The organism is Mesorhizobium sp. BR-1-1-10 (assembly GCF_020165595.1).
Taxonomy (GTDB): domain Bacteria; phylum Pseudomonadota; class Alphaproteobacteria; order Rhizobiales; family Rhizobiaceae; genus Mesorhizobium; species Mesorhizobium australicum.
The window spans coordinates 542204-565173 of sequence record NZ_JAIUIL010000003.1 but is presented as its reverse complement, the minus strand read 5'-3'; the positions used below and the strand labels follow the sequence as shown (position 1 = coordinate 565173).

The window sequence follows — 22970 nt, the reverse complement described above, 5'->3', positions numbered from 1 at the left end:
AGTAGGGTGGTTTCTTATCGGTGTGGCAACAGGGCTTTTCAACATGAGATCAGCAGCGGCAAAAGCTAACCTGCCCGAACCCACCGATCTGTATTTTTCGGAAGACGGCGTATCGGTGTATCTGGCCGACGCCCGTTACAAGCTCGCGGAATTTCCAGACGGGCATTTTCAATGCTGCGTCACCAGCCCACCCTACTGGGGACTTCGTGATTACGAGCATCCCGATCAGATAGGTGCCGAAGACGAGCTGGATGATTATGTCCGGGATCTCGTGAGCGTGTTTCGCGAAGTCCGCCGCACTCTCCGTGACGACGGCACCTTCTGGCTGAACATCGGCGACGCTTACACGAGCGGTGGGCGCACGTGGCGAGCACCGGACAAGAAGAACAAGGGCCGGGCTATGACCTATCGCCCGGACACGCCTGATGGCCTGAAGCCGAAAGACCTCATCGGCCTTCCGTGGAAGATCGCCTTCGCCCTGCAGGCGGATGGCTGGTATCTGCGTTCAGACATCGTGTGGAACAAGCCAAATTGCCAGCCTGAGTCGGTAAAGGACCGTCCCACCCGCTCTCACGAGTTCGTCTTCCTGCTCACGAAATCCGAGAAGTACTATTTCGACCAGGCAGGAATGGTAGAGCCCGCCACAGGCACCCAAGGCAGCAAGAACCGTCGCACGGTCTGGAATATCAACACGGAGCCCTTCAAGGGCGCCCACTTCGCCGTTTTCCCCTCGAAACTCGTCGAGCTTTGCGTACTCGGCGGAACTGCCCCACATGACCTAGTCCTAGACCCATTCCTTGGCTCGGGGACCGTGGGTGCCGTCGCCAAGCGGCTTAACCGTCAAGCTGTCGGCATCGAGGTGAATTCAGAGTTTGCGGATTTGGCTGTAAGCCGCATCCGGGCAGCAAGACATCAACCGTCTTTGCTATAGCGCCACCGGCTGATTGCTCGGGAATTTCCAGGTCGCGTGAACCGTGCAGAGGGCCTTACGCAATACCCTGATTTGCAGCTTCCGCTCGCTTCCGCCATCGAAATAGAGCTCGAACTTAACGACGCCGTTCTCGTCCCTTACCCGGCAATAACCAGGCCTCGGGATTTGTCGGCTGTTCTCCATCATGCTCATTTCGCCGTTGGCAGCCTCTAGGAGCAAGGCCTTCGGGATTTCAACCAGCTCATAATACTCGTTGCCGAACAGCGGCAGCTTGCGGAGAGTTATGATGCGCTCGTAGCTTCGCATATGGTGGAACATCTGGTCACGTAGTCCGTCCAGATCTTCCACCTTATCCGTCCACGTTCCCTTTCCCAGCTCCATGAATTTCGAGATATGTATGAAGTCGGCTCTGATGCCCGCGTTAGCTTGGGTCTTCAGCGAATAGGCGACATTGCCGATGGTCAGGTCGTGCCCTGGATTCCCGCGCGGTGCTCTGGTGGCCTTGCCGCCATTTGCATTGATTGAGCGTTCAAGGGCGTACTCGAAGCGGTCTTTCGTGAACGGCTCGACCGAGAAGCAATGATGGACGCGCAGGGCGTCGCCAAAGCTCCAGAGCACGCCATCAGAAACCAAGTCCGAATCCAGGTAGCGCTGATAATCCGGGGGCTGGATGAGCTGGCTGGCTATCGAGTCGATAAGGTCGAGCTGAACAGGACTAAGCCTTTCGAGCTTAGCCGCGACCTCCCCAACCTTTGGCGCCTCCGCCATCCCCGTAAGCCCGCTCCTGCAAGTCTTTGCAGAGGCCTAGCAAAACGAGTCTGATTCGGCGAATCTATTACGGGCTGCTTGGCCGATAAAGTTCCGTGGCAATTCGCGCCTTCCACTCCGGAACATGCATAACTGCGGCGCCTCTAAAATCATTCGCCCAGATCGGGTTGTCTAACCCCCAGTAAAAGAAGTGTGCCGTATTTCCGGCCTTCAGCGCTTTCTTGGAAGGAGTTCCTTCGCGAGTATATATTATCACCAAGTCGCCCGCCGTGATCTGGTCATAAGGAAACCAAAAGGTGTGATAAATTTGGATACTCGGCTCGCTACCGACCCAGCCCACTTGCGCGACCAGAAAATCTCCTATGTCGAGAGCAGATTTTACTCTCAACGTGAGCCGCTCAAGCCTGATATTGCCAGGTTCTATGATTGAACGGAGTTCCAGATTCATAGTCGTAATGCCTTCGCAGCCAACCCAGCCAATAGGACGATAGCGCCGAAGATTAACAGTAATATGGAGGTGTTCTGCTGGGCTGACCAAATGCTCGGTGCATAGCCCAACGCCGCACCTCCCACAGCCAAACAGCCACCTGCCATCACCTCAAATCCGGAATGCGGCTTCAATTTTTCGGTGAGAATCGCCTGCTGCTTGTCGGCTTGATGGAACATTTCCTGAAAATTGTTCGCCTCTTTACGAAATTTCTCCTGAAAGTCCTTTGCCTCTTTCAATTCCTCGGCCAACCGATCCGTGTCATCGAGCAGCATTTTCTGCACAGCTGGCGATTTTAGGTCTTCCTCTGTTAGGTCTCGTCGAACATTACTGAACGACCTTCGTGATCCTTTAGTTAGGACCACCGGAGCCGCACCCTCGGCGGCTTCGGGTTCAGGTTCTGTATGAGGCTCAGCCATGACGTGTACCCACGGGCGTTGTCGCCGTCCGTGCTATTAGCCGCGAAACAGATCGCCGGTCAATGAGTGCGGTTCGCGAAAGAAAAAGCCCCACGTGGGGCTTTTTTGTTGAAGCAACGGTTACTGATGGGCGTTGGACTTGGAATCCAGGAAGTGCGGGGCATCCGGGTTAGCCTTGGCCTGGTTGAAGCCCATGTTGGCAACGCCGAAGACGACAGCACCGAAGATTAATAGAAAAGCCATGATTTTCACTTTCGATTGATTAAGTGCTTTAGCGTCTCGCTATTCCTTATTGGTGTCAAACGTAATTGTTGGCGGGTGGCTGCTTATGCCGTAGGGTGTAGGGGTGAAGAAGAGCGTAGGCCGTCCGACTGAGTTTAAACCTGAATACAGCGAGCAGGCCGCGAAGCTCTGCCGACTCGGTGCAATCGACGCCGATCTTGCCGAATTCTTCGATGTGAGCGAGGTGACGATTAACGCTTGGAAGAAGGCTCAACCCGAATTTCTTAAGTCCATAAAGGGCGGGAAGGCTATCGCCGACCGAGAAGTGGCCGAAAAGCTTATAGACCGAGCCCTAGGTGCTCATTATTCCCAGCAGAAGGAGGTCAAGCTCAAGTCGGTAAAATACGACCCTAAGACCTTCAAAAAGATGTCTGAGGAAGAGCGGGTCGAGGTCATCACATTGGAGATGACCGCTCCGCCCGACACTCAGGCGCTTATCTTCTTCCTGAAGAACCGCCGCCCCGACCTATGGCGCGATAAGCAGGAGGTCGAGCACTCGGCCAACAAGGACGCCCCGCCCGTCTTCACGCTCAAAATCGACAACAGCTAAGAACGCCGATGCGAGGTTATGTCAGAACTTCAGATGGGATATTGGGCGTGCTAGGTAGAGGCCAAGTCCATCGTCTTCGCATGGCACTTCAAGCGGGCTTGGTTCGTGAACTTCCCTTTATGGTCGACGGGTGGCGGAAAGGCCAGATATTCGACGGGTTGATGCTGTGGCTCGATATTCCGTACCGCCAGATCGCGGATATGCACGAGAAGTACCCGCAAATCGTAATCGAGTTGCCCAAGCGTTAGCCGCCATGAGTGAGCGAACACGTCTACCAGCGGCCTAAGCTCTACGCCAAGCAAACAGCCGCCTTCTTCAACGATAGCCGCTACTCGTGGATTGAGGGCAGCACCAAGAGCGGCAAGACCGTCTCCTGCATGGCCTGGCTATTTGAGCAGGCTCTATTCCTCGGCAAGCCGGGACGGCAATTCTGGTGGGTAGCGCCAGTCTTCGCGCAAGCCAAGATCGCCTATGGCCGGATGAAGCGTGGCCTTCCGCATGAGCTTATCCGCTGCAACGATACCGAACAAACCATCACCATCATCCCCAACGGTGCCATCATCTCGTTTAAGTCGGGCGAGAAGACCGACAACCTCTATGGGGAAGACGTGTGGGCGGCAGTGCTGGACGAAGCCAGCCGTATGCGCGTGGAAGCCTTCTACGCCATCCGCTCGACACTCACCGCCACCCGTGGGCACGTCCGCATCATCGGGAACGTCAAAGGCCGTAAAAACTGGTTTTACCTCGGTTGCCGCAAGGCTGAAGGCGGGGAGCAGGGGCACAGCTACCACAAGATTATTGCTACTGACGCCGTCGCGGCCGGTGTGTTCCCTCAGGAGGAGCTGGACGACGCCCGGCGCGCCTTGCCGGACGCGGTATTCCGGGAGCTGTACCTGTGCGAGCCTTCCGACGACGGCGGTAACCCGTTCGGGCTGCAATTCATCCGGCAGAACATCGCACCGCTTTCAAACCACGCACCAATCGTCTTCGGTGGCGACCTGGCCAAGTCCGTCGACTGGACGGTGCTGCATGGGCTGGATGCCAGCGGCGCCACATGCCTGCACACCCGCTTTCAGAAGCCTTGGACCGATACCATCGACCACATCAAGCTCATTTGCGGCCACACGCATACGGTATTGGACAGCACTGGCGTTGGCGACCCTATTGTTGAAATGCTGAATAAGGTCGGGGATAACTTCATTGGCTTAAAGTTCACCGCGCAATCCAAGCAAATGTTGATGGAAGGTTTAGCGGTTGCCATCCAACGGGGCGAAGTGCACTATCCTGATGGGGTAATTGTATCCGAGCTGGAAAGCTTCGAATACGAATACACACGGACGGGAGTACGGTATTCCGCACCTGAAGGCCAGCACGATGACTGTGTGATGGCTTTGGCGCTGGCGGTTCATGCCCGGAATAGCCGACCGCCAGAACCACAACTGATTGTCCTGTAAGTGCGAGTTTTAAACTGGTTTTCTAAGAAGGCGCTGCCGGCGCCCGGCATGACCACATTTTTCATCAACGGCACCGACAGCCTTCCGCAGAACATCAAGGCCTATGCCAAGGAAGGATATTCGCAAAACCCCGTCGTATTCGCCTGTGCCAACATCATTGCCAGCGCTGCCGCCTCGGTAAAGCTGGAGCTGCATAGCTTCGACGCCAAAGGGCAAAAGAAGGTTGATACAGCGGCGCCCATCCTCAGCCTGATGGCCCAGCCCAACAAGATGCAGACGTGGGAAGACTTCGCCCTGGAGCTGGTGGCGTGGCACCGGGTGGCGGGCGAGGTATTCATCCTGCGGCTGCCTGAGACTGGCAAGCCGGTCGAGCTGCACATTCTCAATCCTGATGCCATGGAAGTGAAGCCCGGCAAGGGCGGCATCCCTGAGCAGTATGTCTTCGGCTCCGGCCCCGACAAGAAGACGTTCCCGGTAAACCAGTTCGACGGCACCAGCCAGATCCTCCACATCAAGACGTTCAACCCTCTCGACCCGTGGCGCGGCCTGTCGCCTCTCTCTCCAGCCGCCCGCGCCGTCGACATTCACAACCAGGGCAGTGCGTGGAACTCGGCCCTGCTGGTGAATGGCGCCCGGCCATCCGGCGTGGTGGAATTCACCAACGCTCCCTCTGAGACCACGCTGTCGCAGCTTCGCGAGTATTTCAAAAAGGCCTGGCAAGGGGCAGTAAATGCCGGCAACATTCCCCTCCTCACCGGCGGCGCCAAGTTCACACCCCTGTCCCACAATCCCAAGGACATGGATTTCCAGAAGAACATGGGCGAGGCAGCCAAAAACACCGGTCTCGTCTACGGCGTTCCCCTGCCGCTGCTGACGATGGATGCCGCCACCTTCTCCAACATGGATTCGGCACAGGAGCGCCTGTGGACGGAAACCGTGCTGCCGCTGCTCAACGTCGTCATCAAGAAGCTCGGCCAATTCGTCATGCCGCTCTACGGCGCCGCCGAGAAGAACACCCGCACATACCTGGCCTATAACTCGGAAAGCGTGCCTGCGCTCGAACCGAAGCGCGAACGCCTGTTCAAGCGCATGAAAGACGCGGTGGCAGGTAGCCTGCTGACGCCGAACGAAGCCCGCGCCGAGATGGGCTATGCCGAACTCGACGGCGCTGACCAACTCCTCATCGCCGGCACCATGAAGCCGCTCGATGCGATCGAGACCCAGCCCAATACCGAGCTGGTGAAGGCGATGAAGGCCAGCGGCTACACCGCGGCTGAGATTGCCGACGCGCTCGCCCCTCACCTCAAGGCTGCTGCATAGGGTGATCCTCTGGCGGGCCAAAACGAAAGACCCGCTGGCCCGGTGGGATGCGCTGATGCGCGTGGTGGAGGTCCCTTTCGCCAAAGAGGTCGAAGCCGAAAAGAACCGCTACATTCAGGAAGCCGCCGCCAACTTCCCCCTGCTCCGCCAGCTCTCGCAGACCGGCGCCGATCTGCACACGGCGAACATGATGGACATTGCCGCCCGGTACGACGGCATCGCCATACGTCTCGGCCTGAAGGAGGCGCTGGGCGGCATCAAGTCAGTGCATGACCGCCTCGGGAGGAAGGAGGATTGGGACAAGCTGTGGTTTTACCTCGTCCGGCTCTGGATACAGGAGAACGGCGCACAGCGCGCCCGCGAGACCGCCGCCACCACCCGGCAGGACATGCAGCGCATTGTCGACCAGGCGCTTGCCCCTGATGTCGAGTTCAACCCGGTCGAGGTCGCCACCAGCCTGCTGAAGGTGCAGGCGATGTCGGCATGGCGTGCCAGCACGATCGCTCGCACCGAAGTCCACGCGGCCATGATGTTCGCCAGCGAGGAAGGTGCAGCGAAGCTCGGCCGCGATGACAGCCTCAGGCTGCTCAAGTCGTGGCTGCCGGTGATGGATGAGCGCACGCGCATAAATCATGCGGCAATGGCCGACCATCCGCCTATCGGGCTGGATGAAGATTTTCTCGTCGGCGGTGTCCGCATGAAGCGGCCGGGCGACCCGCGCGGCGGTGCCGACAACTGTATTAACTGCCGTTGCGTCCTCACCTTTAAGGAGCAGGAATAGTTATTGCGTGATGTTTAATGTTGTGAGCTAAATATAACCATGAATAAAAAGCACCTTGAGTTTAGCGCAGAGTTTAAAGCAGTCGGTGACGATGCTAGCGGCGAGTTTGAAGGTTATGGCTCTGTGTTTGGTGTGGTCGATAGCTACAATGAGGTCGTCGATAAAGGTGCGTTCGTTGACAGCCTGAAGAAGAACGGCCTGCCGAAGCTCCTGCTTCAACACTCAACCTGGATGGTGGGCGGCGTCTACCTCGAAGCTCGGGAGGATGAACGCGGCCTCTTTGTGCGCGGCAAACTCAATCTCGAAGTGCAGGCGGCCCGTGAGGCTTATTCCCTGCTCAAGCAAGGTGCGTTGAGCGGTCTTTCCATCGGATTCCGCACCGTCCGTGAGGAAACCAACGCCGACACACGTATTACGCACATCAAGGAAGTGCGCCTGTACGAGGTGTCAATCGTGACCTTCCCCGCCAACGAGGCGGCGACCATTTCAGCGGTAAAATCCGCGCCCGATACCATTCGGGATTTTGAAGATTTCCTGCGTGAGGCAGGCAAATACAGCCAGCAAGAGGCAAAGCTTATTGCCTCTAAAGGCTTCAATGCATTGCAAGCACACCGAGAGGGTGGAGACGCGGCATTGGCTCTGTTGGCGCTGAAAGGCGCCCAAGACCAATTACGAAAGTTCCTCCCTCATGGATCAACTCCAAGAGCTGACTAAGCTCGGCGGTGATTTGCAAGTTGGCCTTACCGCCCTGCAAGCCGCCCAAGAAAAGTCCCAAAAAGACACCGACGGCCTGATTAAGGGCCAGATTGATAAAATCTCCACCGACATCGGTGCCAAGCTTGAAGATCTGCAAAGCAAGCAGGCTGCTTTGCAAGCCGCAGTCGAGCGCGTTGGCACCGGCACCGGCGAAAAAGCTGAGGATGCCGTCTCCCGCGAGAAGAAGGAAGCGTTTGTCGCGTTCCTTCGCGCTGGTGGTGACGCCAACAAGCTGACCGTCGACCAGGTGAAGGCCCTGTCCACCGACAACCTCGCCAACGGCGGCTACCTCGTCACCCCGCAAATGCTCGGTATCGTGAACGGTCGCGTGTTCGAGACCTCGCCGATGCGCAAGGTGGCAAGCGTCATCAAGACCAGCCACAAGAGTGTCGAAGTCATCTTGGATGACGATGAGGCTAGCGCGGGCTGGGCAGGCGAAAACGACACGCCTTCCGAGACCAACACCCCGCAGCTCGGCAAGCTCGAAATCGTCGCCAAGAAGCTCTACGCCTATCCCAAAACCAGCAATGAAATGCTGGCCGACGCCGAGTTCGACGTTGAGGCCTGGCTCACCGGCAAGATCGGCGACCGGTTCTCCCGCCTCGAGAACACCGCTTTCCTGACCGGCGACGGCGTGAGCAAGCCCCGCGGCCTTCTCACTTACGGTAACTGGACCACTCCCGGCGCTTACCAGCGGGGCGCGATTGAGCAGATCGCCAACGGGAGCACCACCGCGCCGGCCGAAGTTGGCCTGATTCAGCTGATGGGTTCGCTCAAGGAAGACTACCAGGCGAACGCATCCATGATGATGAACCGCGCAACCTTCATCGAGTACCTGAAGCTGTCCGGCACCAACGTGTTCCGCTTCTTCAACCTCCAGCCCCAGAGCGGTCCTACCGGCACCGTGCTGGGCACATCGCTGTCCCTGCTGGAGAAACCGGTCTACTTGGCATCCGACATGCCGGTGATCGCGTCCAACGCCCTTGCGGTGGCCTACGGGGATTTCTCCCGCGCCTACACCGTCGTGGACCGTCAGGCGATTTCCGTCCTGAAGGACCCCTACACCGCGCCGGGCATGACCAAGTTCTATGCCGAGAAGCGCGTAGGCGGTGCCGTCACCAACTATGACGCCATCAAGCTCCTCCGGATGTCTGTCTCCTAGTAACAATCGAAAGTCCCGAACATGCAGTTCGATACCGCAAACAGCTTGACGCCGAAGGTGGCCCTTAACACGGCAGCCATCTCGTCCAGCACCACCACCAACGGCGTTATCCTCGACACTCAAGGATATGGCGGCCTCACGTTCGTCTTGAACGTGGGCGCCCGCACTGACGGCACCTTCACCCTCGCCGTCACTCATGGCGACGACTCTGGCCTGTCAGATGGCGTCACCCCGGCAGCTGATGACTTGGTTGGCACTGCTGCCGGTACTGCCGTTAGCGCCGCACAGACAATGAAGAAGCTCGGCTACGTCGGCAACAAACGCTACGTGCGTGCCAGCGTTGTCAGCACCAGCGTCACGTCCGGTGCGACGGTCGGCGTTACCGCAATCCTCGGCCGTCCCGAGATTGGCCCAGCCGCCTAGACCTGATGGGGCGGTTCGCCGCCCCATGCTTTAACAATCGAAAGAAATTGCGATGAAAATCAAGATGCTTCGCAACAGCCTCGGCTCGAACGACGGCCACACCACCAAACATTACGATGCTGGCGAGATCTGTGAGGTCTCCGAAGGCCTTGGCAAATCCTTCATCGACGACAAGGCCGCCGAATTGGCAGACGAAAAGGCCGTAGCCGCCGCGCCCGCTAACAAGGCGATCGGCAAGGCGCCCGCTAACAAGGCGTCCTAGCTTGAAGGCTTACACGCTAGTCACAGCACCGGGCACTGAGCCGGTGTTGCTGGCTGACGTGAAGACATATCTCCGCATCGATTCCTCGGCTGATGATGCCGTGCTTGCCATCCTCATCGCCTCGGCCCGGCGCGCGGCGGAGGAATACACCAAGCGGGCCTTCATCACCCAGACCTGGCAGCTCGTCATGGATCGCTTTAGCGAGGACCATGATTACCACCATGGCCACCATCACAACCCGTTGGCTGCCATCCTGCACCACCGTGGGCGGGCCATTCGCCTGTCTCGTGAGCCCATCCAATCTATTACCACCATCAAAACCACAGACTGCGCCAACGCTGAAACCACCGTGCTGGCGGAGACCTACACGCTCGACACAAGCGCCGCCCGCATTCTCCTGAATGACGGCTATAGCTGGCCGTCCAGCCTGCGCGAGTACGCGGGTATCAAGATTACCTTCGTCGCCGGGTACGGCCTCGCCGCCGCTTCGGTCCCCGAGCCTATCCGGCAAGGCATTCTCCAGCACGTTGCTGCCAGCTATTCAGCCAAGGTGTGCGGGGACATCCCCGAAGGCGCCAAAACCCTTTACGACGGCTTCCGGCTGCCTGAGGCATTCGGTGCCGTCTGATGTGCAAGTGCGGGGCCGACTTCCCCTCTTCCGCTAATAAGCGGATCTCCGTGCAATCTGCTGCAACCGTGGATGACGCTGTCGGTGGGCGTTCTGAGACGTGGTCTGAGCTGCTTGCGCTGTGGGCCGAGATAGAACCCATGGCAGGCCGCGAAATCTACGTGAGCGCCCAGCTGCAAAGCCGGGTGGACGCCCGCATTACCGTTCGCTACCAGGGCGCCCTCTCCGACACCACCACAGCCGCCACACTCCGCGTCGTGTACGGCACCCGCGTCTACAACATCAAAGCCGTCCGCAACCTGTCGGACGACATGAAGACCGAAGGCACCGAATTCCAGCAACTGTTCTGCGTGGAAGGCGAGCCGTCATGACCGTGCGCGGCGCCGACAAGCTCATCAAGCAGCTCAACCGCCTGCCCCTTCAGGCGCGCTCTGGTATCGGCACGGCGCTTGCAGGCTCCGTGGTCATGCTCGACGCCTACGCCAAGCAGAAGATCCAAGGTGGTGCACGTAGCGGGCGGGTCTATCGTCGCCGGTCAATAAGCCATCAAGCCTCTGCGCCCGGCGAGTTCCCAAAAACGGACACGGGCCAGTTGGTGGCCTCGCTGTTCTTCCGGGTCGCGGCCGACAAGCTCTCCGCCTTCTTCGGCACCAAACTGGCATACGGCCGATACCTCGAATTCGGCACCAGCCGTATGCAGGCACGTCCTTGGCTGCGGCCGACGCTGCGGGCCAACCGAGATGCCATCACTCTTCGTATCCGAAACGCGGTCAACGAGGCCTTGAAGCGTGGCTGATACCGCAGTTCCCGTTATCAAAGGCATCATCGCCGCGCTGAAGGCGAGCGCTCCCGTCGTGACGCTAGTAGGCACGCGCATTTATTCCGACGTTCCGCAGGACGCGACCTTCCCTTACCTTGTCGTCTCCGTCCAAAGCGAACCTTTTGCCGCGAACGATTTCAGCGGCCAATCCCATACCGTCCGCCTGCAAGCCCATAGCCGGAAGTCTACCATTTCTGAGGCGCTGCTTATCCGGGCGGCTGCCATGACGGCTCTCGACCGCAACGAAGCTTCCATCTCGCTCGACGCCGGCACGCTGGTGAAGTGCGAGTATTCCGGCCTGAGCGACGCCTTTATCGAAGACGACGGTAAAACGTGGCAGTCGGTCGGCGAGCTGGAAGTCATCGTGGTTTAATGTTGCCGAGTGTCGATATTCGGGTTTTACTAATGGAATAAAGAAAGTCTCAGTTCATGGCCCCACAAAAAGGTCGCAACGTACTCGTAAAGATTAATACTACCGGTTCCACCTATGTTGCCATTGGCGGTGCACGCGAGCCCACCATCACCATCAATAACGAAGCCGTCGACGTGACAAACGCTGATGATAGCGGCATTCGCAAACTTCTGGAAAATGCTGGCGTCAACTCTGTGAGCATCAAGCTTCAGGGCATCTACGTGGAAGACGCCGCCGCCGCACTCATTCGCACCGATGCCAGCGTGAACGCGCACCGCAATTACCAGTTCGTCATCCCCGGCACGGTTTCCCGCACCTATCAGGGTTCCTTCATGGCGGCTTCGTTTGAAGAGGCCGGTTCCTACAAGGACGCCGTGACCTACAACCTCACGCTCGAATCTGCGGGCGCGGTGACCATCAGCTAATCGAAAGCACTGTCGTGAATAAACTCCCCCTCATCATCGCAACAGTCGGCCTACTCAGTGCAGCTTCTTGGGTATCAGCTCAAGTTGCCAACATCAGCACGACGGCAGCCAGCTCGTTTAACGCGCTGAACCTGACCACCACGATGCAGAATGCCTCGCCAACCACCTCGTTCAGCAATGACGGTTACACCATGCTGGTCATCAAAACCGGCGCCAGTGCGGTCAGCGCTACGCTGAAGACGCAGGCGCAGTCGATTTCACAGAATGGCTACGGCACCACGGCGCTGTCTGACATCCCGCTGGCCATTCCGGCCAATAGCGTCGTGCTTGCAGGGCCTTTCCCGCAGGCGCGTTGGAATACGTCGCAGGGAACCGTGAACGTGACCATCACGCCGACGGTAGCCGGTGTGAGCGTGTCGGCAGTAAGTCAGGCCCAGTAGATGGCCGACGTACTCCGCAACGAAGTTGCCATCACCCTCGGGGGCGCCGAGCGCACCATGCGCGCCACCTTCACCGCAATCCGGGCTATTGAGGCGGCTGTTGGTAAAAGCCTTATCGCGCTAATCAGCCAGGTCGGCGCCAACGGCGACCTCTCCATCACCGACGCTGCCACGGTCATCTATCACGGTCTGCGCGGTGCTGACGACAAGCGTTTGACGCTCGAACAGGTGGGCGATGCCGTGATGGAAGCCGGTTACAGCAAGGTCAGCATCCCGGTGATTGAATTTCTCAGCTCCGCCCTGAATGGTGTGAGCGTGGGAAAGCCGGAGCCGACTCCGGCCCAATAACAGAGCTACCGTGGGCGGAAATTATGTCGTCCGCGCTCGGTGTTTTAAAGTGGACTCCGAATATGTTTTGGGGCGCCGGGTTTTACGAATATACTGCCGCTATGAAGGGGCACTTAATCTCCCAAGGGATTGACCTTAAACCAGCCATGACACGGGAAGATTTCCTCGATCTTAAGGATGAGGTCAACGCCGCCGAGAAAACCAAGAGATTGCCCAATGCGTGAGCCAAACCCTCGATTCACTGGTTGTCGAGCTTCGGGCTGACGTAAAAGGCTTAACGGCAGCCCTACAATCAGCTGCTGGCGATGTTCAACGATTCAGCCAGAGCTCCAACCGGAGCCTATCCACCGTTGACCAGGCATTCGCCCGGGCGCGCTCGGAAGCATTAAAGTATTTCACGGTATGGAAAGCGTTCGACATCGGGCGCGGCATCATAAATGCCGGCATGCAGATGCAGGCGCTGCAAAACCGGTTCATTGCTGCCACCGGCGACGCCAAGGTAGCTGCTGACGGCCTCGCGTTCGTTCGTGAAGAATCGGAACGTCTCGGTCTGTCGTTCCAGAAGACGGCAGGCGATTTTGCTTCGTTCGCTGCCTCCGCCCTCCGTTCGGGAATGACCCTGCAGCAGACCAAGGACGTTTTCAGCTCGGTTGCTGAGGCTGCCACCGCACTGCATCTGTCGCCAGAACAGGCATCCTCCGCTTTCCTTGCCCTGGAACAGATGGCCAGCAAAGGCACCGTCCAGATGCAGGAGTTGAAGCTCCAGCTGTCTCAAGCCATCCCCGGTGCCTTCGAAATCATGGCAAAGGCCATGAACGTCAGCGTTGCCAAGCTTAATCAGATGATGGCGGCGGGGAACCTGCTGTCCAGTGACGCACTGCCCAAGCTCGGTGAAGAGCTGCACCGGCAATTCGGCGGTGTTGCCGTCCAAGCGGCCGATAGCGCACAAGCCGCCGTCAACCGGCTCGGCAACTCACTCTTTGACCTTCAAACCAAGTTGGCCGATGCCGGAATCCTCGACGCCTTCACGACAGCCGTCAAAAACCTCACTGCGTCCCTGAATGACCCGGATATGGTCAACGGCCTGAAGGGCTTCGCGGAATTGATGGGTCAAGCGGCCAATGCCGCTCTGCTCGTGGCTTCAGCTGTCGGTAAGGCGAACAACGCGATTGATGATGGTGCCGACATGGCTGCCAGCATGCTCGGCAAGCGGTTCTCTGAAGAAGTGGCGCTGGTGAAAAGGCAGGAACAGAGCGGTCTCGGCGAGGACTCCCAACGGCTCATCGACAAGATTACGGCTCAAGGCGGAATAAAATTTAAGCCACTCGCAATGGGTGACACCGGCGGGCTTTCCAACGAAGGCGCGTTCACCGGTGGCGAGGGCACAGTCAGCGGCGACTATAGCCTCGGCAAAAACGCGCCACCCGAAGAGACTGACGCCCAGAAGAAGGCGCGTGAGCGGGCCGCGAAGAAGGCGCAAGACCTCAAGGAGCAGATGCAAGCCAAGGTAGCCAATGTAGGCCTCTCAAACGCGCGCGAGATGGACCCAAGCAAGGCTGCCGCCCTCGAAGCTGAAAAGCAGCAAAAGATTCTCGATGACGCCTTGGCGGCAAAGGCCATCTCGGAAGAGAAGTACCGCGAAGACAGTCTGAACAATGAACTAGCCTATCAGCAGAAGCTGACCGACATCCGCCAGCAGGCGACGGATCTGGAGGTGGGCATGCGGGAAAAGGCTCTCGACAACATCATGGGCCTCCTCCAGGTGTTCGCCGGCAAGAACAAAGCCATCGCAATGGCTATGCTGGTGTTCGACAAGGCCCGAGCGATCGCTCAAGCCATCATGGAAACCCATGTAGCGGCTGCCGCTGCTCTGAAATACGACCCCACCGGCGCCACCTCGGCCTACGTCACCACCCTTGGCTATGCCAACGTCGCTGCGATCGCCGCCACCGGCATTGCCCAGCTCGCTACGATGGGCGGAGGTGGTGGCATCTCGTCGTCAAGCTCTGGCTCATCTGGCGGTTTCTCAAGCTCGGCCGATGCCACCACCGCCACTCCCGCCGCGGTAGCGCCGAATAAAAGCGTGTTCATCGCCCTCAACGGCGACGACGCCGTGCTCTACTCGAAGAACCAAATCCGCAAGCTCCTGCAAGGCATCAACGACGCCCTTAGCGACGGCTCGAAGCTCAACGTGGTGGTGTCGTCCTGATGGTCACCTCAGCCGCCCGCCTCGGATTTGAAAACCTGCTGGAGAACGGCACTGTTGTCGCGTCCAGCGAGAATGCCGATTTCCCGGTCGAGAATGCCTTTGACTGGTTGACCTCGGACTTCTTCAAGCCCGCCACCTCCGGCACCATCAACATCGACCTCACGCTTACAGGCGCGGATTCCGCCGACTATTTCGCCTTCTACGGGCAAGATCTCTATGCCCACGGCGGCACCATCAAGCTCCAGTATTGGGACGGTGCGGCCTACCAGGACTGCTTCGCCGCCCTCACGCCGACCGACAACACGCCGCAGTTCATCAGCTTCGCCAGTCAAACCTCTACCAAGTGGCGGGTCGTCATCACCTGCACCAGCGTTTTCAGCATCGCCGTCATTGCCTTCGGCGCCCAGCTGGCCCTCGAATACGGCATGTATCTTGGATGGACGCCACCGAAGTTCGGCCGCAACACCCAGCTCATCAACAGCCAGTCGGATGGAGGCGCCTTCCTCGGCCGCAGCATAATCTCCAGAGGTGTCAGCAGCACCCTTGTGGTGCAATATGCCTCTGACGTTTGGATGCGCGCCAACTGGCTGAACTTCGTCCGGCACGCCGAGCAAAAGCCGTTCTTTTTTGTGCCGAACATCACGGGCTATCCGCAGGATTGCGTGTTCGCCTACTCGGATGCGGCCATACCGCCGCCCAGCCAAACCCATTTCGGCCATATGGGCGCCAGCGTCCCGATCCTGGGGATGGTCGAGTGAGTTACAATGACCTCAGCGTAAAGGTCGGGCGCCGGCCGGTCACGGTGGTCGAGCTGGACCTGGACACCTGCGCCAACATCTACGGGTTTGCGCCGTGCACGGCGTCGGTTGGCCTCACCGGCACGCAGAAGTGCTTCAACACCTTCAGCACCTGCCAAGACACCGCCAATTATGTGAAGGCGGTCAAAACCTACAAATTCACCTCACAATCGTCGTTCTTGCCCATCGGGGAGACGGTTTACCCCTGCATCACCTCGGTCGACATCGCCCCCGTGCAAATCGACCCCAAGGGCTTCTCTGTCAGCGCCTCGGTGACGGTAGAGCTTCAGGACTTCCCGCACCATGACCGCGGCGTCGACCCCTACACAGACGACCGCGCCTATGACCCGCAACAGCAAGGCACCTTCTTCGGCAAGCTCCGTGGCCGGAACCCCTACCTTGAAAACCGAGTGATGCGCGTCAAAGAAGGCTACATTGACGACGACCGCACCATCTACTCCCGTACCCGCACCTATTTCATCGACCACATGGAAGGACCGGACGCCAGCGGGCGAGTGCGTATCGCAGGCAAGGATGCCCTCCGGTTCGCCGATGCCGAAAAGGCTCAAGCGCCGGCCTTAAGCAAGGGAAGCCTTTCCGCCGACATCACGGCGATCGCCACCAGCCTAACCCTGATACCGGCAGGCATTGGCGCCTCCTACCCGGCCTCCGGGACCATCCGCATTGATGATGAGGTTATCACCTACACCGGTAACACCGGCGACGTGCTGAGCGGCCTCACGCGTGGGAGCGACGGCACCACTGCCGACACCCACGACGCCAGCACCACGGTCCAGCTCTGCATCCGTTATACCGACGCCACCATTCCCTTCATTCTGAACGATCTGCTGGCCAACTACACTGGCATTGCCAGCGCCTATATCCCGCTAACTGATTGGACGACCGAGTACGACACCTGGCTTGGCACCATCACGTCCACCGTGCTGCTAAGTGAGCCGACCGGGGTCAAAGACCTCCTTCAGGAGATCCAGCAAAGCACGGCAACCTACCTCTGGTGGGACGACATCGACGCTGAGATCAAGTTCAAGGCTCTCGTGCCGCCATTGCCGTCGTCGCCACCGCCTGTTCTGAATGAATTGGAACACTTTCTGGCCGGCTCCATCACAGTCAAGGACATGACGAAGGATCGGGCGAGCCAGGTGCTGATGTACTTCGCCCCCACCGGCGCCATCGTGGAGCTGAAGCCGGAAAACTTCAAATCCGTCTCGATTCAGGTGGACACGACCGGCGAAGGCGTGAATGCCTATGGCACCTCCAACGCCATCACCATCCTCAACCGCTGGGTCGATTCCCTTCAGGTCATCGACGAAATCGCCCTGCGGGTGCTGAACCGCTACAAGGAAACCCCTGTTCAGGTGTCATTCCAGCTCGATGCCAAGGACGCAACGTTGAAGACCGGCGACCTAGTAGACATCTCCTCCCGCCTTATCCAAGGCGTTGACGGCCTGCCGCGATTAATCCGCTGCCTTGTGACCGAAAGCCGGGAAATGGTGATTGGCAGCCAATACGAATACACCGCCGTTCAGGCCGCCAGCACGGCAGGCAGCGCGGCTCTCATTGCGCCGGACAGCACGCCCGACTGGACGCTCGCCACCGATGAACAGCGCCGAACCTACATGTACTTCAGCAATGACGTTGGCCTGATGAGCGACTTCGCCATCGGCCCCCGCATAACGTGATTGCCGCACACCAAGTTATTGAGGTACGCTTTCAGAATAAGAAAGCCCACCCGTGACGACCTTTACCACCTTGTCGGATACCACCCTCGCGCAGGATAAACCGCTTACGCAATCCATAGCTCGGGCTTTCCGGGACAACCCTTTGGCGATCGGAGAAGGCGACGCAACAGCGCCGGACATAGCCATGAAGGCCGTCGACATTCGGCGGTTTAAGGCTTTTCGCTCGTCTAGCCAATCGATCACCGGCCCTAGCGCGACCGTTCTACAAGCCAACGCGAGTGTGTATGACCCGTCATCAAACTTCAACGGGACTACGTTTCGTTACACCCCTAATGTGGCAGGTGTCTACCTGATAGGGGCCAAGATCGTTGCGTCAAATGGAAACCTAACAAACGTCGAAATCTGGAAGAATGGCGTTTTGCTGATTTCGGTGGCTAGCACTGCCGGCATTACCACGATAACCGACCTAAACGGCACGACCGACTATATTGAGGCCCGCGCCACCGCGCCGAGCATCGGCAGTGCTATAATCTATACCGTTACGGGCGAGGTTTGGGCGGTCGGGCTGTGCGGACTATAAAAGTATTTGCCTTCGAAGACCGAGTAGGGGTTTAATGGATTAACGAAAGTACCTGTCCATGTTTAACCGTCAGCAATCCATCACGCGGGCGCGGGCCGTAGACCTCTCCTCCACAGACGACACCATGCCTGCAAACTCGCCCACGCGGGCTGTGTTTGTCGGTACTGGCGGCACGCTGATTGTCGAGCTGGCTGGCGCCCCCGGTGTGTCCGTCACCTATAAGGTGCAGAGCGGCACCCGCCAGCAAATCTCGGTCTCCAAATTCATCAAGTCCGGCACCACAGCGGCGGATATTGTCGCCGAGTTCTAATGTTTGTCGGTGTGAGCCCCTGCTATCCTGATCAACCGCTCAATGGATACGATCCTGCCACCTCTGCCTATATCGCAAGAATGACCGAGCCGCCCACACCGGCCCGCGCCGCTCTCTACGACAGCGCCATCGTAAGGCCGCTGAAGGCCGCCAACGTTTGGGACCTATTCGACTCGTTCTTATTGATAGGTATGGCAGTCGATAGCCAGGGGGCTAACCTGAACCTGATTGATGCGAACTATACGCTGGTGCCGGTGAACAGCCCCACCTTTGTCACCGACCGCGGGTATAACCTGGACGGCGTCACCAGTTACCTGCGAACCAGCATGCTACTCAACAGCCTCGCTAAATTCAAACAGAATGCAGGGCACATCGGTGTTTGGTGCAACTCGGCTCAGGGCGCGGCAACCGGGCGCACCGACTTTGGCGCGCAGGACGCCACAGCGCGTACTGACCTGCGCTCCTACAATACCGTCGCTGGGGATGTCGCATACCGTCTGAACACGCTGACCATTCAAACCGCAACAACGGTCGCCAACGAACTTGGCCACACAGTAATCAACCGCACGGGTTCAAGCGCCCAAAGCGTCTATAAGAACGGCGCGGCCCTCACCACGTTCAACCAAGCCTCAACCGGCCTGCCCTCGGTTGAGCTGTTCCTTGGGGCCAATAACAATCTCGGGGTGGCTGGCGGCTACACCTCACGGCGTTACTCTGCGTTTCACGTCGGGGCTCCCTTGACGCCGCAGAACGTTGCCGACATCAACGGCATCCTCTCGGCAGGCCTCACCGCTGTGGGGGCTGCGTAACATGATTATCCTCACCGCCCAACAAGCTGACCATGTGCGCGGCCCGACCGGCAACGGCGCGGCACTGGACCCGCGCGAACTGCCGGACGGCGTGTTTATCCTGCCGGAAGCGGTTCTCACCGACCCTAACCACGCCATGCACCACGATTTCCTCGCCGCCATGCCGACCCGCACCGTGGATATCCCTGCCGTGAGTGACGAGTGATGAGTGGTCGCCCGACAGTCGAGAGCATGATGCTGGATGCAATTAACGAGCTGAAGCTGACGCTTCGGGCTATTCAAGTCGACCTGTCGGCCACGAGGGACTTGGCCGCTGGTGCCCACAAGCGCATCGACGTGCGCGAAGGCAAAGAGAAAGGCTTGCTGGTCGGGATTGCTCTGTCTGGGCTCTGCGGCGGCGGCGTCGGTGCGGCGATCGTCCAATATCTCCCAATGCTCTTTTCGTAATGGCTATCTCGACCTGGCCCTTTGCTGCTTCAAAGCTCGGCCTTACCGAGGGTTTGTATTGGAATGATCCGGTCGGCGGGCCGACCATGCGTGGTGTCACCCTGACCAGTCTGCGGAATAATCGGTCAGCTTTGGGTCTGACGGCGGCCGACGCCATAACTGTCGACTTCCTCAAAACACTTTCTGAAGAAGACGCCCGGAAGATATGGAAGATTGGATATTGGGACCGGGCGTGCTGCGACCAGCTTCCTGCCGGCCTCGATTATGCGGTTTTCGACATCGCCATAAACTCAGGCCCGGCAAGGGCTGTCGAGCTGCTGCAAGAGGCTTTAGGCCTCCACGCGGATGGCATTTTTGGCAGGATGACGGAAGGCGCTGCTGCCAAGTGCAATGTCCCCGCCACGATCGCCACCATGAACAAGCTCCGGGTGAAATTCATGGTGAAGCTTAAAAACTGGAAGCCCAACTCGGCGGGATGGGCTGACCGGGTTGCCACTGTGACGGCAGACGCGATTGCGCTAGCCTGACGCGATTCCGGCGTGGTAATCTTGGCCACAAGGAAAGTCTCTCTCTATGGAAGGTTATAAGGGTATTCTCCAGAGCGCCACGATATGGTCTCTGGCGGTCGGGTTCAGCGCTACCATCCTGCAGAAGTTCGGCTATACAATTGATGCCGACTTGCAGGGCGAAATCGTTCAGCGAACGCTCGATGCTGTACAGCTCATCAGTTATGCGACTGCCGCTTACGGCCGCATTCGTGCCACCAAACTTATCGCTCCGGGCAAGTAGTTGTTTTGGGAGAAGCTGATCGGCGCGCTGCTCAAGGCATTGGAGCCTTATCTGCCAGGTCTGGCTGCCTTCCTGGCCGGCCGCGAATGGCAGCAGTCGCAACAGGCCTTAAAGGACCTGAAGCGTGTTGAGGATGCCACCCGCGCCGCTGCTATTGTTGACCATCTGTCTGACGATAATGTCGTGCAGCAGCTCAAGAAGCGCGGCCTGTATCGCGTATCGGGCAAATAGGCCATCGGTTGGTGTAACCGATAGCCTCGACACCCTGCGTAGTGTGCTCAAGCTGGATGTAGCGATGGATGCGGCCTGCCCCTAGCGAAGATGGCTTTCCCAGAACCGGATGCTGTCCGGATCGCTTTTTTCTCCGCGTTCCTTCATCGTCTTCCCGGCAGCATCGTTTTCGGCAAAAATGCTCTGGATGTGTTCAACCAGTCTCAACAGCTCTTTCACGTCGGGATTATCGTGGTTCCACACCTTGCTGCTTTGATCGTACACATCCAGCTCTTCGGCGCGGGCTACCTCGTCGCTGTAGTTATGCATGTCGGGCCAGGAGGGCTTCCCTAAATAGTCCAGGATGAGCAGTCGCTGTATCTCCCTTCCGCCTAGGTCGGGACGGAGATTGCGGATCTTCCCTATCGCTTCATCGAATTGTTCTTCCCAGCCCGAGTCGTCCAGTTGGGCGCGTAACTTCGCGACTTCATCGGCATCCTTGAGTTTCTCAAGAGCCTTGATCCTGACTTCAGCCTTTGCCAGCAGCTCCTCAGCCGCGTCTCTGGCCTCGATCGCATCGGCTGCGCTTTTCAATGCATCTGCATGCACCGCTGCCTCGATGCGAGCCGGGCCTTTGATCTTTTTGCTCAAATCCGCCCAAGAACGCTGAAATGTTCGCAATGCCCGCGTCTTTATCACCGCGGGTGGCTGCGGCACCCCTAGGGACGTGCATAGTTCCTCCAGCATCTGCAACAGGGCGTTTTCGTTGTCGAGGCTTACGCCAACAACACCGAGCAACGTGGCATTCATGACGCTAAAATCGTTCGGCGGCACCACAACGGGATATCTCTGGGTGCTGAGAGCCCAAGCCGCACCGAGTTCTGCCATGCAGAAGGCACTGTCCAGATAGGCGGGAGATATCAAAGCTACAACAGCTTTCGCAGCCAGCACCTTGGCCTTGATACCATCCACAAAATTAGCGCCTTTCGGAACTCCCTGGCCCTCCAGGCTCGAACAGAAGATCTGGGCTGATGTAATTCCCAGTGCTTGCGTCAGCAGTGTCTCGAACGCTTCGACCAGGTCATTGTCAGCAGACGAATGGCTAAGAAAAACATCCTTATTTATGGCGGCGTTCATTTTCAAAACTCACATGTTGAAAGGCGTTCATTATACGTGTCGGCGCTATCTGGTCTCGAATGCGATGGCCGTCAACAAAAAACCCGCCGAGGCGGGTTGTGACAGCGCGGGCATGAGGAGCAACGGTCAGAGGGGCATATCGCGCTCTGTCATCTGCCTCCGTTGTTGGTGACGGTGGGCTGCACCTTAAGCCAGCGGCGTGTGTCAATGACCTAGACCGTTCGGCAGCTGGGCTATTCCCTGCCGAAAGGAGTTACGGCGTGAGGGGAACCCCAAAACAATGCCGCAACCCGAAGGTCGCGGCAAAGCATTTCGTTATTCGGCAGCCTCAAGCTGCTTCTCTTCATGGAACGCCTTGTTCCAGAGGTAGTCAGACGCCTGACCGGCGTAGCTGGCAGCCGTGAAGATCGCCCGGGTATCCTGCTTCAGCACCTTCAGCCAGTTGTCGATGTAACTGGCTGACCGGTAACCGGCCGGTATGTCGAGCCGGGCGCAGAGGAAGGCGCTACCCAACTCCGCCACCAGCTCTTCGAAGGCGTATTGCTCGTCGCCGAACCGTTTGCCGAGTTTCCGTCCGCACCGCTTCTCATGGGCGGTGGCGTGGGTGAACTCGTGCATCAGGGTCTGCCAGTACGCCTCGTCGTCCACAAAAGCTGACGGCGGAGGCATCTGCACCTCGTCCTTCGACGGGATGTAGCAGGCCCGGTTGCCGCCATGCTGGACATGGACGCCACAACCGCGGGCAAGCTTGACCTTGGGCGAGCCCAGATCTTGCGGCTCGGACTCCGGCTCCTGCTGGGGTGCCAGGTATTTCTCCGGAATCTTCTCGATTTGGGAAAAATGGAACACTGGATAAGTTTTGACCAGAGTCCCCGGCCTGTCCTCGTCGTCGCCCTCGCCCTTGCGCATGATGTGCTTGGTGAAGATGACGTGCGTCGCCTTCTCCCCCTTACGCACCGATGCGCCGATACCGTTCAACTGCTGGTACGTGCAGAATTGAAGGTTGGAGTAGCCGTGAACGTGAGCCGCCAGCCACAGAAGCAGGATGTTCCCGCCGCTGTACCGCCTGCCGGTCACAAGGTTGGTGGGGATCATGCCGACGCCATGAAGCCGGTCGTCCTTCCATGGGCGAACCCACGGCGGAACGCCTTCCTCAAGCTGGCGGATGACCATGCTGGTGACGGTAGAATAAAGGTCGTTGGTTTTCATTGTGAGCCTCGCTGGAGGCCGCAGAGGATTATCTAGCCGGAGGTATCCCTGCGGCCCGCGATAAAAGGTTTAGATGTTTAAGGCTAGATGTGGAAAGTTTAACCC

The 22970-nt window shown here is 58.5% G+C and carries 34 protein-coding genes; 28 read left to right on the top strand and 6 right to left on the bottom strand.

The window, feature by feature from the left end; all coding sequences use genetic code 11:
• The first annotated feature begins 43 nt into the window (after positions 1 to 43).
• Positions 44 to 931: a DNA-methyltransferase gene (locus LB555_RS08675; protein WP_224682664.1), complete on the top strand. Its 888-nt coding sequence runs from the start codon at positions 44 to 46 to the stop codon at positions 929 to 931.
• Here the strand turns inward: LB555_RS08675 and LB555_RS08670 are convergent.
• The 4 genes from LB555_RS08670 to LB555_RS29275 all read right to left on the bottom strand — a co-directional run bounded on the left by LB555_RS08670 (position 926) and on the right by LB555_RS29275 (position 2848).
• On the bottom strand, positions 926 to 1699 hold the full coding sequence (locus LB555_RS08670; RefSeq protein ID WP_224682663.1) for a hypothetical protein: 774 nt from the start codon (positions 1697 to 1699) through the stop codon (positions 926 to 928). The two genes, LB555_RS08675 and LB555_RS08670, sit on opposite strands and share 6 nt — an antisense overlap.
• Positions 1700 to 1766: 67 nt before the next feature.
• Entirely contained in the window at positions 1767 to 2147 is a 381-nt protein-coding gene (locus LB555_RS08665) for a hypothetical protein (RefSeq protein WP_224682662.1), read from the bottom strand.
• Positions 2144 to 2605, bottom strand: a complete 462-nt coding sequence (locus LB555_RS08660) for a hypothetical protein (RefSeq protein ID WP_224682661.1) — start codon at positions 2603 to 2605, stop codon at positions 2144 to 2146. Before LB555_RS08660 ends, LB555_RS08665 begins: the two co-directional genes overlap by 4 nt.
• A gap of 120 nt (positions 2606 to 2725) precedes the next feature.
• On the bottom strand, positions 2726 to 2848 hold the full coding sequence (locus tag LB555_RS29275; RefSeq protein ID WP_263488964.1) for a hypothetical protein: 123 nt from the start codon (positions 2846 to 2848) through the stop codon (positions 2726 to 2728).
• A 103-nt stretch (positions 2849 to 2951) separates the two neighbouring features.
• On the opposite strand from LB555_RS29275, the gene LB555_RS08655 reads away from it, so the two are divergent.
• The 27 genes from LB555_RS08655 (at position 2952) to LB555_RS08525 (ending at position 20540) form a co-directional block, all read left to right on the top strand.
• Positions 2952 to 3437: a hypothetical protein gene (locus LB555_RS08655; protein WP_224682660.1), complete on the top strand. Its 486-nt coding sequence runs from the start codon at positions 2952 to 2954 to the stop codon at positions 3435 to 3437.
• Between the two features lie 257 nt (positions 3438 to 3694).
• A complete protein-coding gene (locus LB555_RS08650) occupies positions 3695 to 4891 on the top strand; it encodes a terminase large subunit domain-containing protein (protein ID WP_224682659.1) in 1197 nt (398 codons plus the stop codon).
• 48 nt (positions 4892 to 4939) lie between these two features.
• Complete coding sequence (locus LB555_RS08645; RefSeq protein ID WP_224682658.1) at positions 4940 to 6211, top strand: phage portal protein; 1272 nt, start codon at positions 4940 to 4942, stop codon at positions 6209 to 6211.
• A 55-nt stretch (positions 6212 to 6266) separates the two neighbouring features.
• Entirely contained in the window at positions 6267 to 6992 is a 726-nt protein-coding gene (locus LB555_RS08640; protein WP_224682657.1) for a phage minor head protein, read from the top strand.
• A 39-nt stretch (positions 6993 to 7031) separates the two neighbouring features.
• The gene (locus tag LB555_RS08635; protein ID WP_224682656.1) at positions 7032 to 7706 is read left to right on the top strand and encodes an HK97 family phage prohead protease; all 675 of its coding nucleotides are present in this window, start codon (positions 7032 to 7034) and stop codon (positions 7704 to 7706) included.
• Positions 7681 to 8910, top strand: a complete 1230-nt coding sequence (locus LB555_RS08630; protein WP_224682655.1) for a phage major capsid protein — start codon at positions 7681 to 7683, stop codon at positions 8908 to 8910. The genes LB555_RS08635 and LB555_RS08630 overlap by 26 nt, the downstream gene beginning before the upstream one ends.
• Positions 8911 to 8931: 21 nt before the next feature.
• Positions 8932 to 9333 (top strand): hypothetical protein, encoded by a 402-nt coding sequence (locus tag LB555_RS08625; RefSeq protein ID WP_224682654.1) that lies wholly within the window; start codon positions 8932 to 8934, stop codon positions 9331 to 9333.
• 52 nt (positions 9334 to 9385) lie between these two features.
• Positions 9386 to 9595, top strand: coding sequence for a hypothetical protein (locus LB555_RS08620; protein WP_224682653.1), 210 nt, complete (start codon positions 9386 to 9388; stop codon positions 9593 to 9595).
• A gap of 1 nt (position 9596) precedes the next feature.
• Entirely contained in the window at positions 9597 to 10223 is a 627-nt protein-coding gene (locus tag LB555_RS08615; RefSeq protein ID WP_224682652.1) for a head-tail connector protein, read from the top strand.
• A complete protein-coding gene (locus LB555_RS08610; RefSeq protein ID WP_224682651.1) occupies positions 10223 to 10594 on the top strand; it encodes a phage head closure protein in 372 nt (123 codons plus the stop codon). Before LB555_RS08615 ends, LB555_RS08610 begins: the two co-directional genes overlap by 1 nt.
• On the top strand, positions 10591 to 11019 hold the full coding sequence (locus tag LB555_RS08605) for an HK97-gp10 family putative phage morphogenesis protein (RefSeq protein WP_224682650.1): 429 nt from the start codon (positions 10591 to 10593) through the stop codon (positions 11017 to 11019). The genes LB555_RS08610 and LB555_RS08605 overlap by 4 nt, the downstream gene beginning before the upstream one ends.
• The gene (locus LB555_RS08600) at positions 11012 to 11416 is read left to right on the top strand and encodes a DUF3168 domain-containing protein (protein ID WP_224682649.1); all 405 of its coding nucleotides are present in this window, start codon (positions 11012 to 11014) and stop codon (positions 11414 to 11416) included. The genes LB555_RS08605 and LB555_RS08600 overlap by 8 nt, the downstream gene beginning before the upstream one ends.
• 56 nt (positions 11417 to 11472) lie before the next feature.
• On the top strand, positions 11473 to 11880 hold the full coding sequence (locus tag LB555_RS08595; RefSeq protein ID WP_224682648.1) for a phage major tail protein, TP901-1 family: 408 nt from the start codon (positions 11473 to 11475) through the stop codon (positions 11878 to 11880).
• A 14-nt stretch (positions 11881 to 11894) separates the two neighbouring features.
• Positions 11895 to 12320 (top strand): hypothetical protein, encoded by a 426-nt coding sequence (locus tag LB555_RS08590; protein ID WP_224682647.1) that lies wholly within the window; start codon positions 11895 to 11897, stop codon positions 12318 to 12320.
• The gene (locus LB555_RS08585) at positions 12321 to 12668 is read left to right on the top strand and encodes a gene transfer agent family protein (RefSeq protein ID WP_224682646.1); all 348 of its coding nucleotides are present in this window, start codon (positions 12321 to 12323) and stop codon (positions 12666 to 12668) included.
• Positions 12605 to 12892, top strand: coding sequence for a phage tail assembly chaperone (locus tag LB555_RS08580; RefSeq protein ID WP_318013001.1), 288 nt, complete (start codon positions 12605 to 12607; stop codon positions 12890 to 12892). Before LB555_RS08585 ends, LB555_RS08580 begins: the two co-directional genes overlap by 64 nt.
• Positions 12889 to 14877 carry a tape measure protein gene (locus LB555_RS08575; RefSeq protein ID WP_224682645.1) on the top strand — a complete coding sequence of 663 codons (1989 nt, stop codon included), beginning with the start codon at positions 12889 to 12891 and terminating at the stop codon, positions 14875 to 14877. Before LB555_RS08580 ends, LB555_RS08575 begins: the two co-directional genes overlap by 4 nt.
• On the top strand, positions 14877 to 15635 hold the full coding sequence (locus LB555_RS08570; protein WP_224682644.1) for a hypothetical protein: 759 nt from the start codon (positions 14877 to 14879) through the stop codon (positions 15633 to 15635). The genes LB555_RS08575 and LB555_RS08570 overlap by 1 nt, the downstream gene beginning before the upstream one ends.
• Complete coding sequence (locus tag LB555_RS08565) at positions 15632 to 17374, top strand: hypothetical protein (protein ID WP_224682643.1); 1743 nt, start codon at positions 15632 to 15634, stop codon at positions 17372 to 17374. Before LB555_RS08570 ends, LB555_RS08565 begins: the two co-directional genes overlap by 4 nt.
• A gap of 52 nt (positions 17375 to 17426) precedes the next feature.
• Positions 17427 to 17954, top strand: coding sequence for a hypothetical protein (locus tag LB555_RS08560; RefSeq protein WP_224682642.1), 528 nt, complete (start codon positions 17427 to 17429; stop codon positions 17952 to 17954).
• A gap of 58 nt (positions 17955 to 18012) precedes the next feature.
• Complete coding sequence (locus tag LB555_RS08555) at positions 18013 to 18264, top strand: hypothetical protein (protein WP_224682641.1); 252 nt, start codon at positions 18013 to 18015, stop codon at positions 18262 to 18264.
• Complete coding sequence (locus LB555_RS08550) at positions 18264 to 19073, top strand: hypothetical protein (protein ID WP_224682640.1); 810 nt, start codon at positions 18264 to 18266, stop codon at positions 19071 to 19073. Before LB555_RS08555 ends, LB555_RS08550 begins: the two co-directional genes overlap by 1 nt.
• A 1-nt stretch (position 19074) precedes the next feature.
• Positions 19075 to 19278 (top strand): hypothetical protein, encoded by a 204-nt coding sequence (locus LB555_RS08545; RefSeq protein ID WP_224682639.1) that lies wholly within the window; start codon positions 19075 to 19077, stop codon positions 19276 to 19278.
• A gap of 29 nt (positions 19279 to 19307) precedes the next feature.
• Positions 19308 to 19520: a hypothetical protein gene (locus tag LB555_RS08540; protein WP_224682638.1), complete on the top strand. Its 213-nt coding sequence runs from the start codon at positions 19308 to 19310 to the stop codon at positions 19518 to 19520.
• A complete protein-coding gene (locus tag LB555_RS08535) occupies positions 19520 to 20047 on the top strand; it encodes a glycoside hydrolase family 108 protein (RefSeq protein ID WP_224682637.1) in 528 nt (175 codons plus the stop codon). The genes LB555_RS08540 and LB555_RS08535 overlap by 1 nt, the downstream gene beginning before the upstream one ends.
• A 46-nt stretch (positions 20048 to 20093) precedes the next feature.
• Positions 20094 to 20309 (top strand): hypothetical protein, encoded by a 216-nt coding sequence (locus LB555_RS08530; protein WP_224682636.1) that lies wholly within the window; start codon positions 20094 to 20096, stop codon positions 20307 to 20309.
• On the top strand, positions 20310 to 20540 hold the full coding sequence (locus LB555_RS08525; RefSeq protein ID WP_224682635.1) for a hypothetical protein: 231 nt from the start codon (positions 20310 to 20312) through the stop codon (positions 20538 to 20540). It abuts the gene before it with no gap.
• Positions 20541 to 20621: 81 nt separating this feature from the next.
• On the opposite strand, the gene LB555_RS08520 is transcribed toward LB555_RS08525, so the two are convergent.
• Both LB555_RS08520 and LB555_RS08515 read right to left on the bottom strand, forming a co-directional pair.
• The gene (locus tag LB555_RS08520; RefSeq protein WP_224682634.1) at positions 20622 to 21656 is read right to left on the bottom strand and encodes a toll/interleukin-1 receptor domain-containing protein; all 1035 of its coding nucleotides are present in this window, start codon (positions 21654 to 21656) and stop codon (positions 20622 to 20624) included.
• Between the two features lie 315 nt (positions 21657 to 21971).
• Positions 21972 to 22865, bottom strand: coding sequence for an ArdC family protein (locus tag LB555_RS08515; RefSeq protein WP_224682633.1), 894 nt, complete (start codon positions 22863 to 22865; stop codon positions 21972 to 21974).
• Between the last annotated feature and the right edge of the window lie 105 nt (positions 22866 to 22970).

Coding starts and splice junctions, on each gene's coding strand:
- LB555_RS08675 (WP_224682664.1), top strand. CDS start 44: ATGAGATCAGCAGCGGCAAAAGCTAACCTGCCCGAACCCACCGATCTG.
- LB555_RS08670 (WP_224682663.1), bottom strand. CDS start 1,699: ATGGCGGAGGCGCCAAAGGTTGGGGAGGTCGCGGCTAAGCTCGAAAGG.
- LB555_RS08665 (WP_224682662.1), bottom strand. CDS start 2,147: ATGAATCTGGAACTCCGTTCAATCATAGAACCTGGCAATATCAGGCTT.
- LB555_RS08660 (WP_224682661.1), bottom strand. CDS start 2,605: ATGGCTGAGCCTCATACAGAACCTGAACCCGAAGCCGCCGAGGGTGCG.
- LB555_RS29275 (WP_263488964.1), bottom strand. CDS start 2,848: ATGGCTTTTCTATTAATCTTCGGTGCTGTCGTCTTCGGCGTTGCCAAC.
- LB555_RS08645 (WP_224682658.1), top strand. CDS start 4,940: ATGACCACATTTTTCATCAACGGCACCGACAGCCTTCCGCAGAACATC.
- LB555_RS08640 (WP_224682657.1), top strand. CDS start 6,267: ATGCGCGTGGTGGAGGTCCCTTTCGCCAAAGAGGTCGAAGCCGAAAAG.
- LB555_RS08635 (WP_224682656.1), top strand. CDS start 7,032: ATGAATAAAAAGCACCTTGAGTTTAGCGCAGAGTTTAAAGCAGTCGGT.
- LB555_RS08630 (WP_224682655.1), top strand. CDS start 7,681: ATGGATCAACTCCAAGAGCTGACTAAGCTCGGCGGTGATTTGCAAGTT.
- LB555_RS08625 (WP_224682654.1), top strand. CDS start 8,932: ATGCAGTTCGATACCGCAAACAGCTTGACGCCGAAGGTGGCCCTTAAC.
- LB555_RS08620 (WP_224682653.1), top strand. CDS start 9,386: ATGAAAATCAAGATGCTTCGCAACAGCCTCGGCTCGAACGACGGCCAC.
- LB555_RS08610 (WP_224682651.1), top strand. CDS start 10,223: ATGTGCAAGTGCGGGGCCGACTTCCCCTCTTCCGCTAATAAGCGGATC.
- LB555_RS08605 (WP_224682650.1), top strand. CDS start 10,591: ATGACCGTGCGCGGCGCCGACAAGCTCATCAAGCAGCTCAACCGCCTG.
- LB555_RS08595 (WP_224682648.1), top strand. CDS start 11,473: ATGGCCCCACAAAAAGGTCGCAACGTACTCGTAAAGATTAATACTACC.
- LB555_RS08585 (WP_224682646.1), top strand. CDS start 12,321: ATGGCCGACGTACTCCGCAACGAAGTTGCCATCACCCTCGGGGGCGCC.
- LB555_RS08570 (WP_224682644.1), top strand. CDS start 14,877: ATGGTCACCTCAGCCGCCCGCCTCGGATTTGAAAACCTGCTGGAGAAC.
- LB555_RS08555 (WP_224682641.1), top strand. CDS start 18,013: ATGTTTAACCGTCAGCAATCCATCACGCGGGCGCGGGCCGTAGACCTC.
- LB555_RS08550 (WP_224682640.1), top strand. CDS start 18,264: ATGTTTGTCGGTGTGAGCCCCTGCTATCCTGATCAACCGCTCAATGGA.
- LB555_RS08545 (WP_224682639.1), top strand. CDS start 19,075: ATGATTATCCTCACCGCCCAACAAGCTGACCATGTGCGCGGCCCGACC.
- LB555_RS08540 (WP_224682638.1), top strand. CDS start 19,308: ATGCTGGATGCAATTAACGAGCTGAAGCTGACGCTTCGGGCTATTCAA.
- LB555_RS08535 (WP_224682637.1), top strand. CDS start 19,520: ATGGCTATCTCGACCTGGCCCTTTGCTGCTTCAAAGCTCGGCCTTACC.
- LB555_RS08530 (WP_224682636.1), top strand. CDS start 20,094: ATGGAAGGTTATAAGGGTATTCTCCAGAGCGCCACGATATGGTCTCTG.
- LB555_RS08520 (WP_224682634.1), bottom strand. CDS start 21,656: ATGAACGCCGCCATAAATAAGGATGTTTTTCTTAGCCATTCGTCTGCT.
- LB555_RS08515 (WP_224682633.1), bottom strand. CDS start 22,865: ATGAAAACCAACGACCTTTATTCTACCGTCACCAGCATGGTCATCCGC.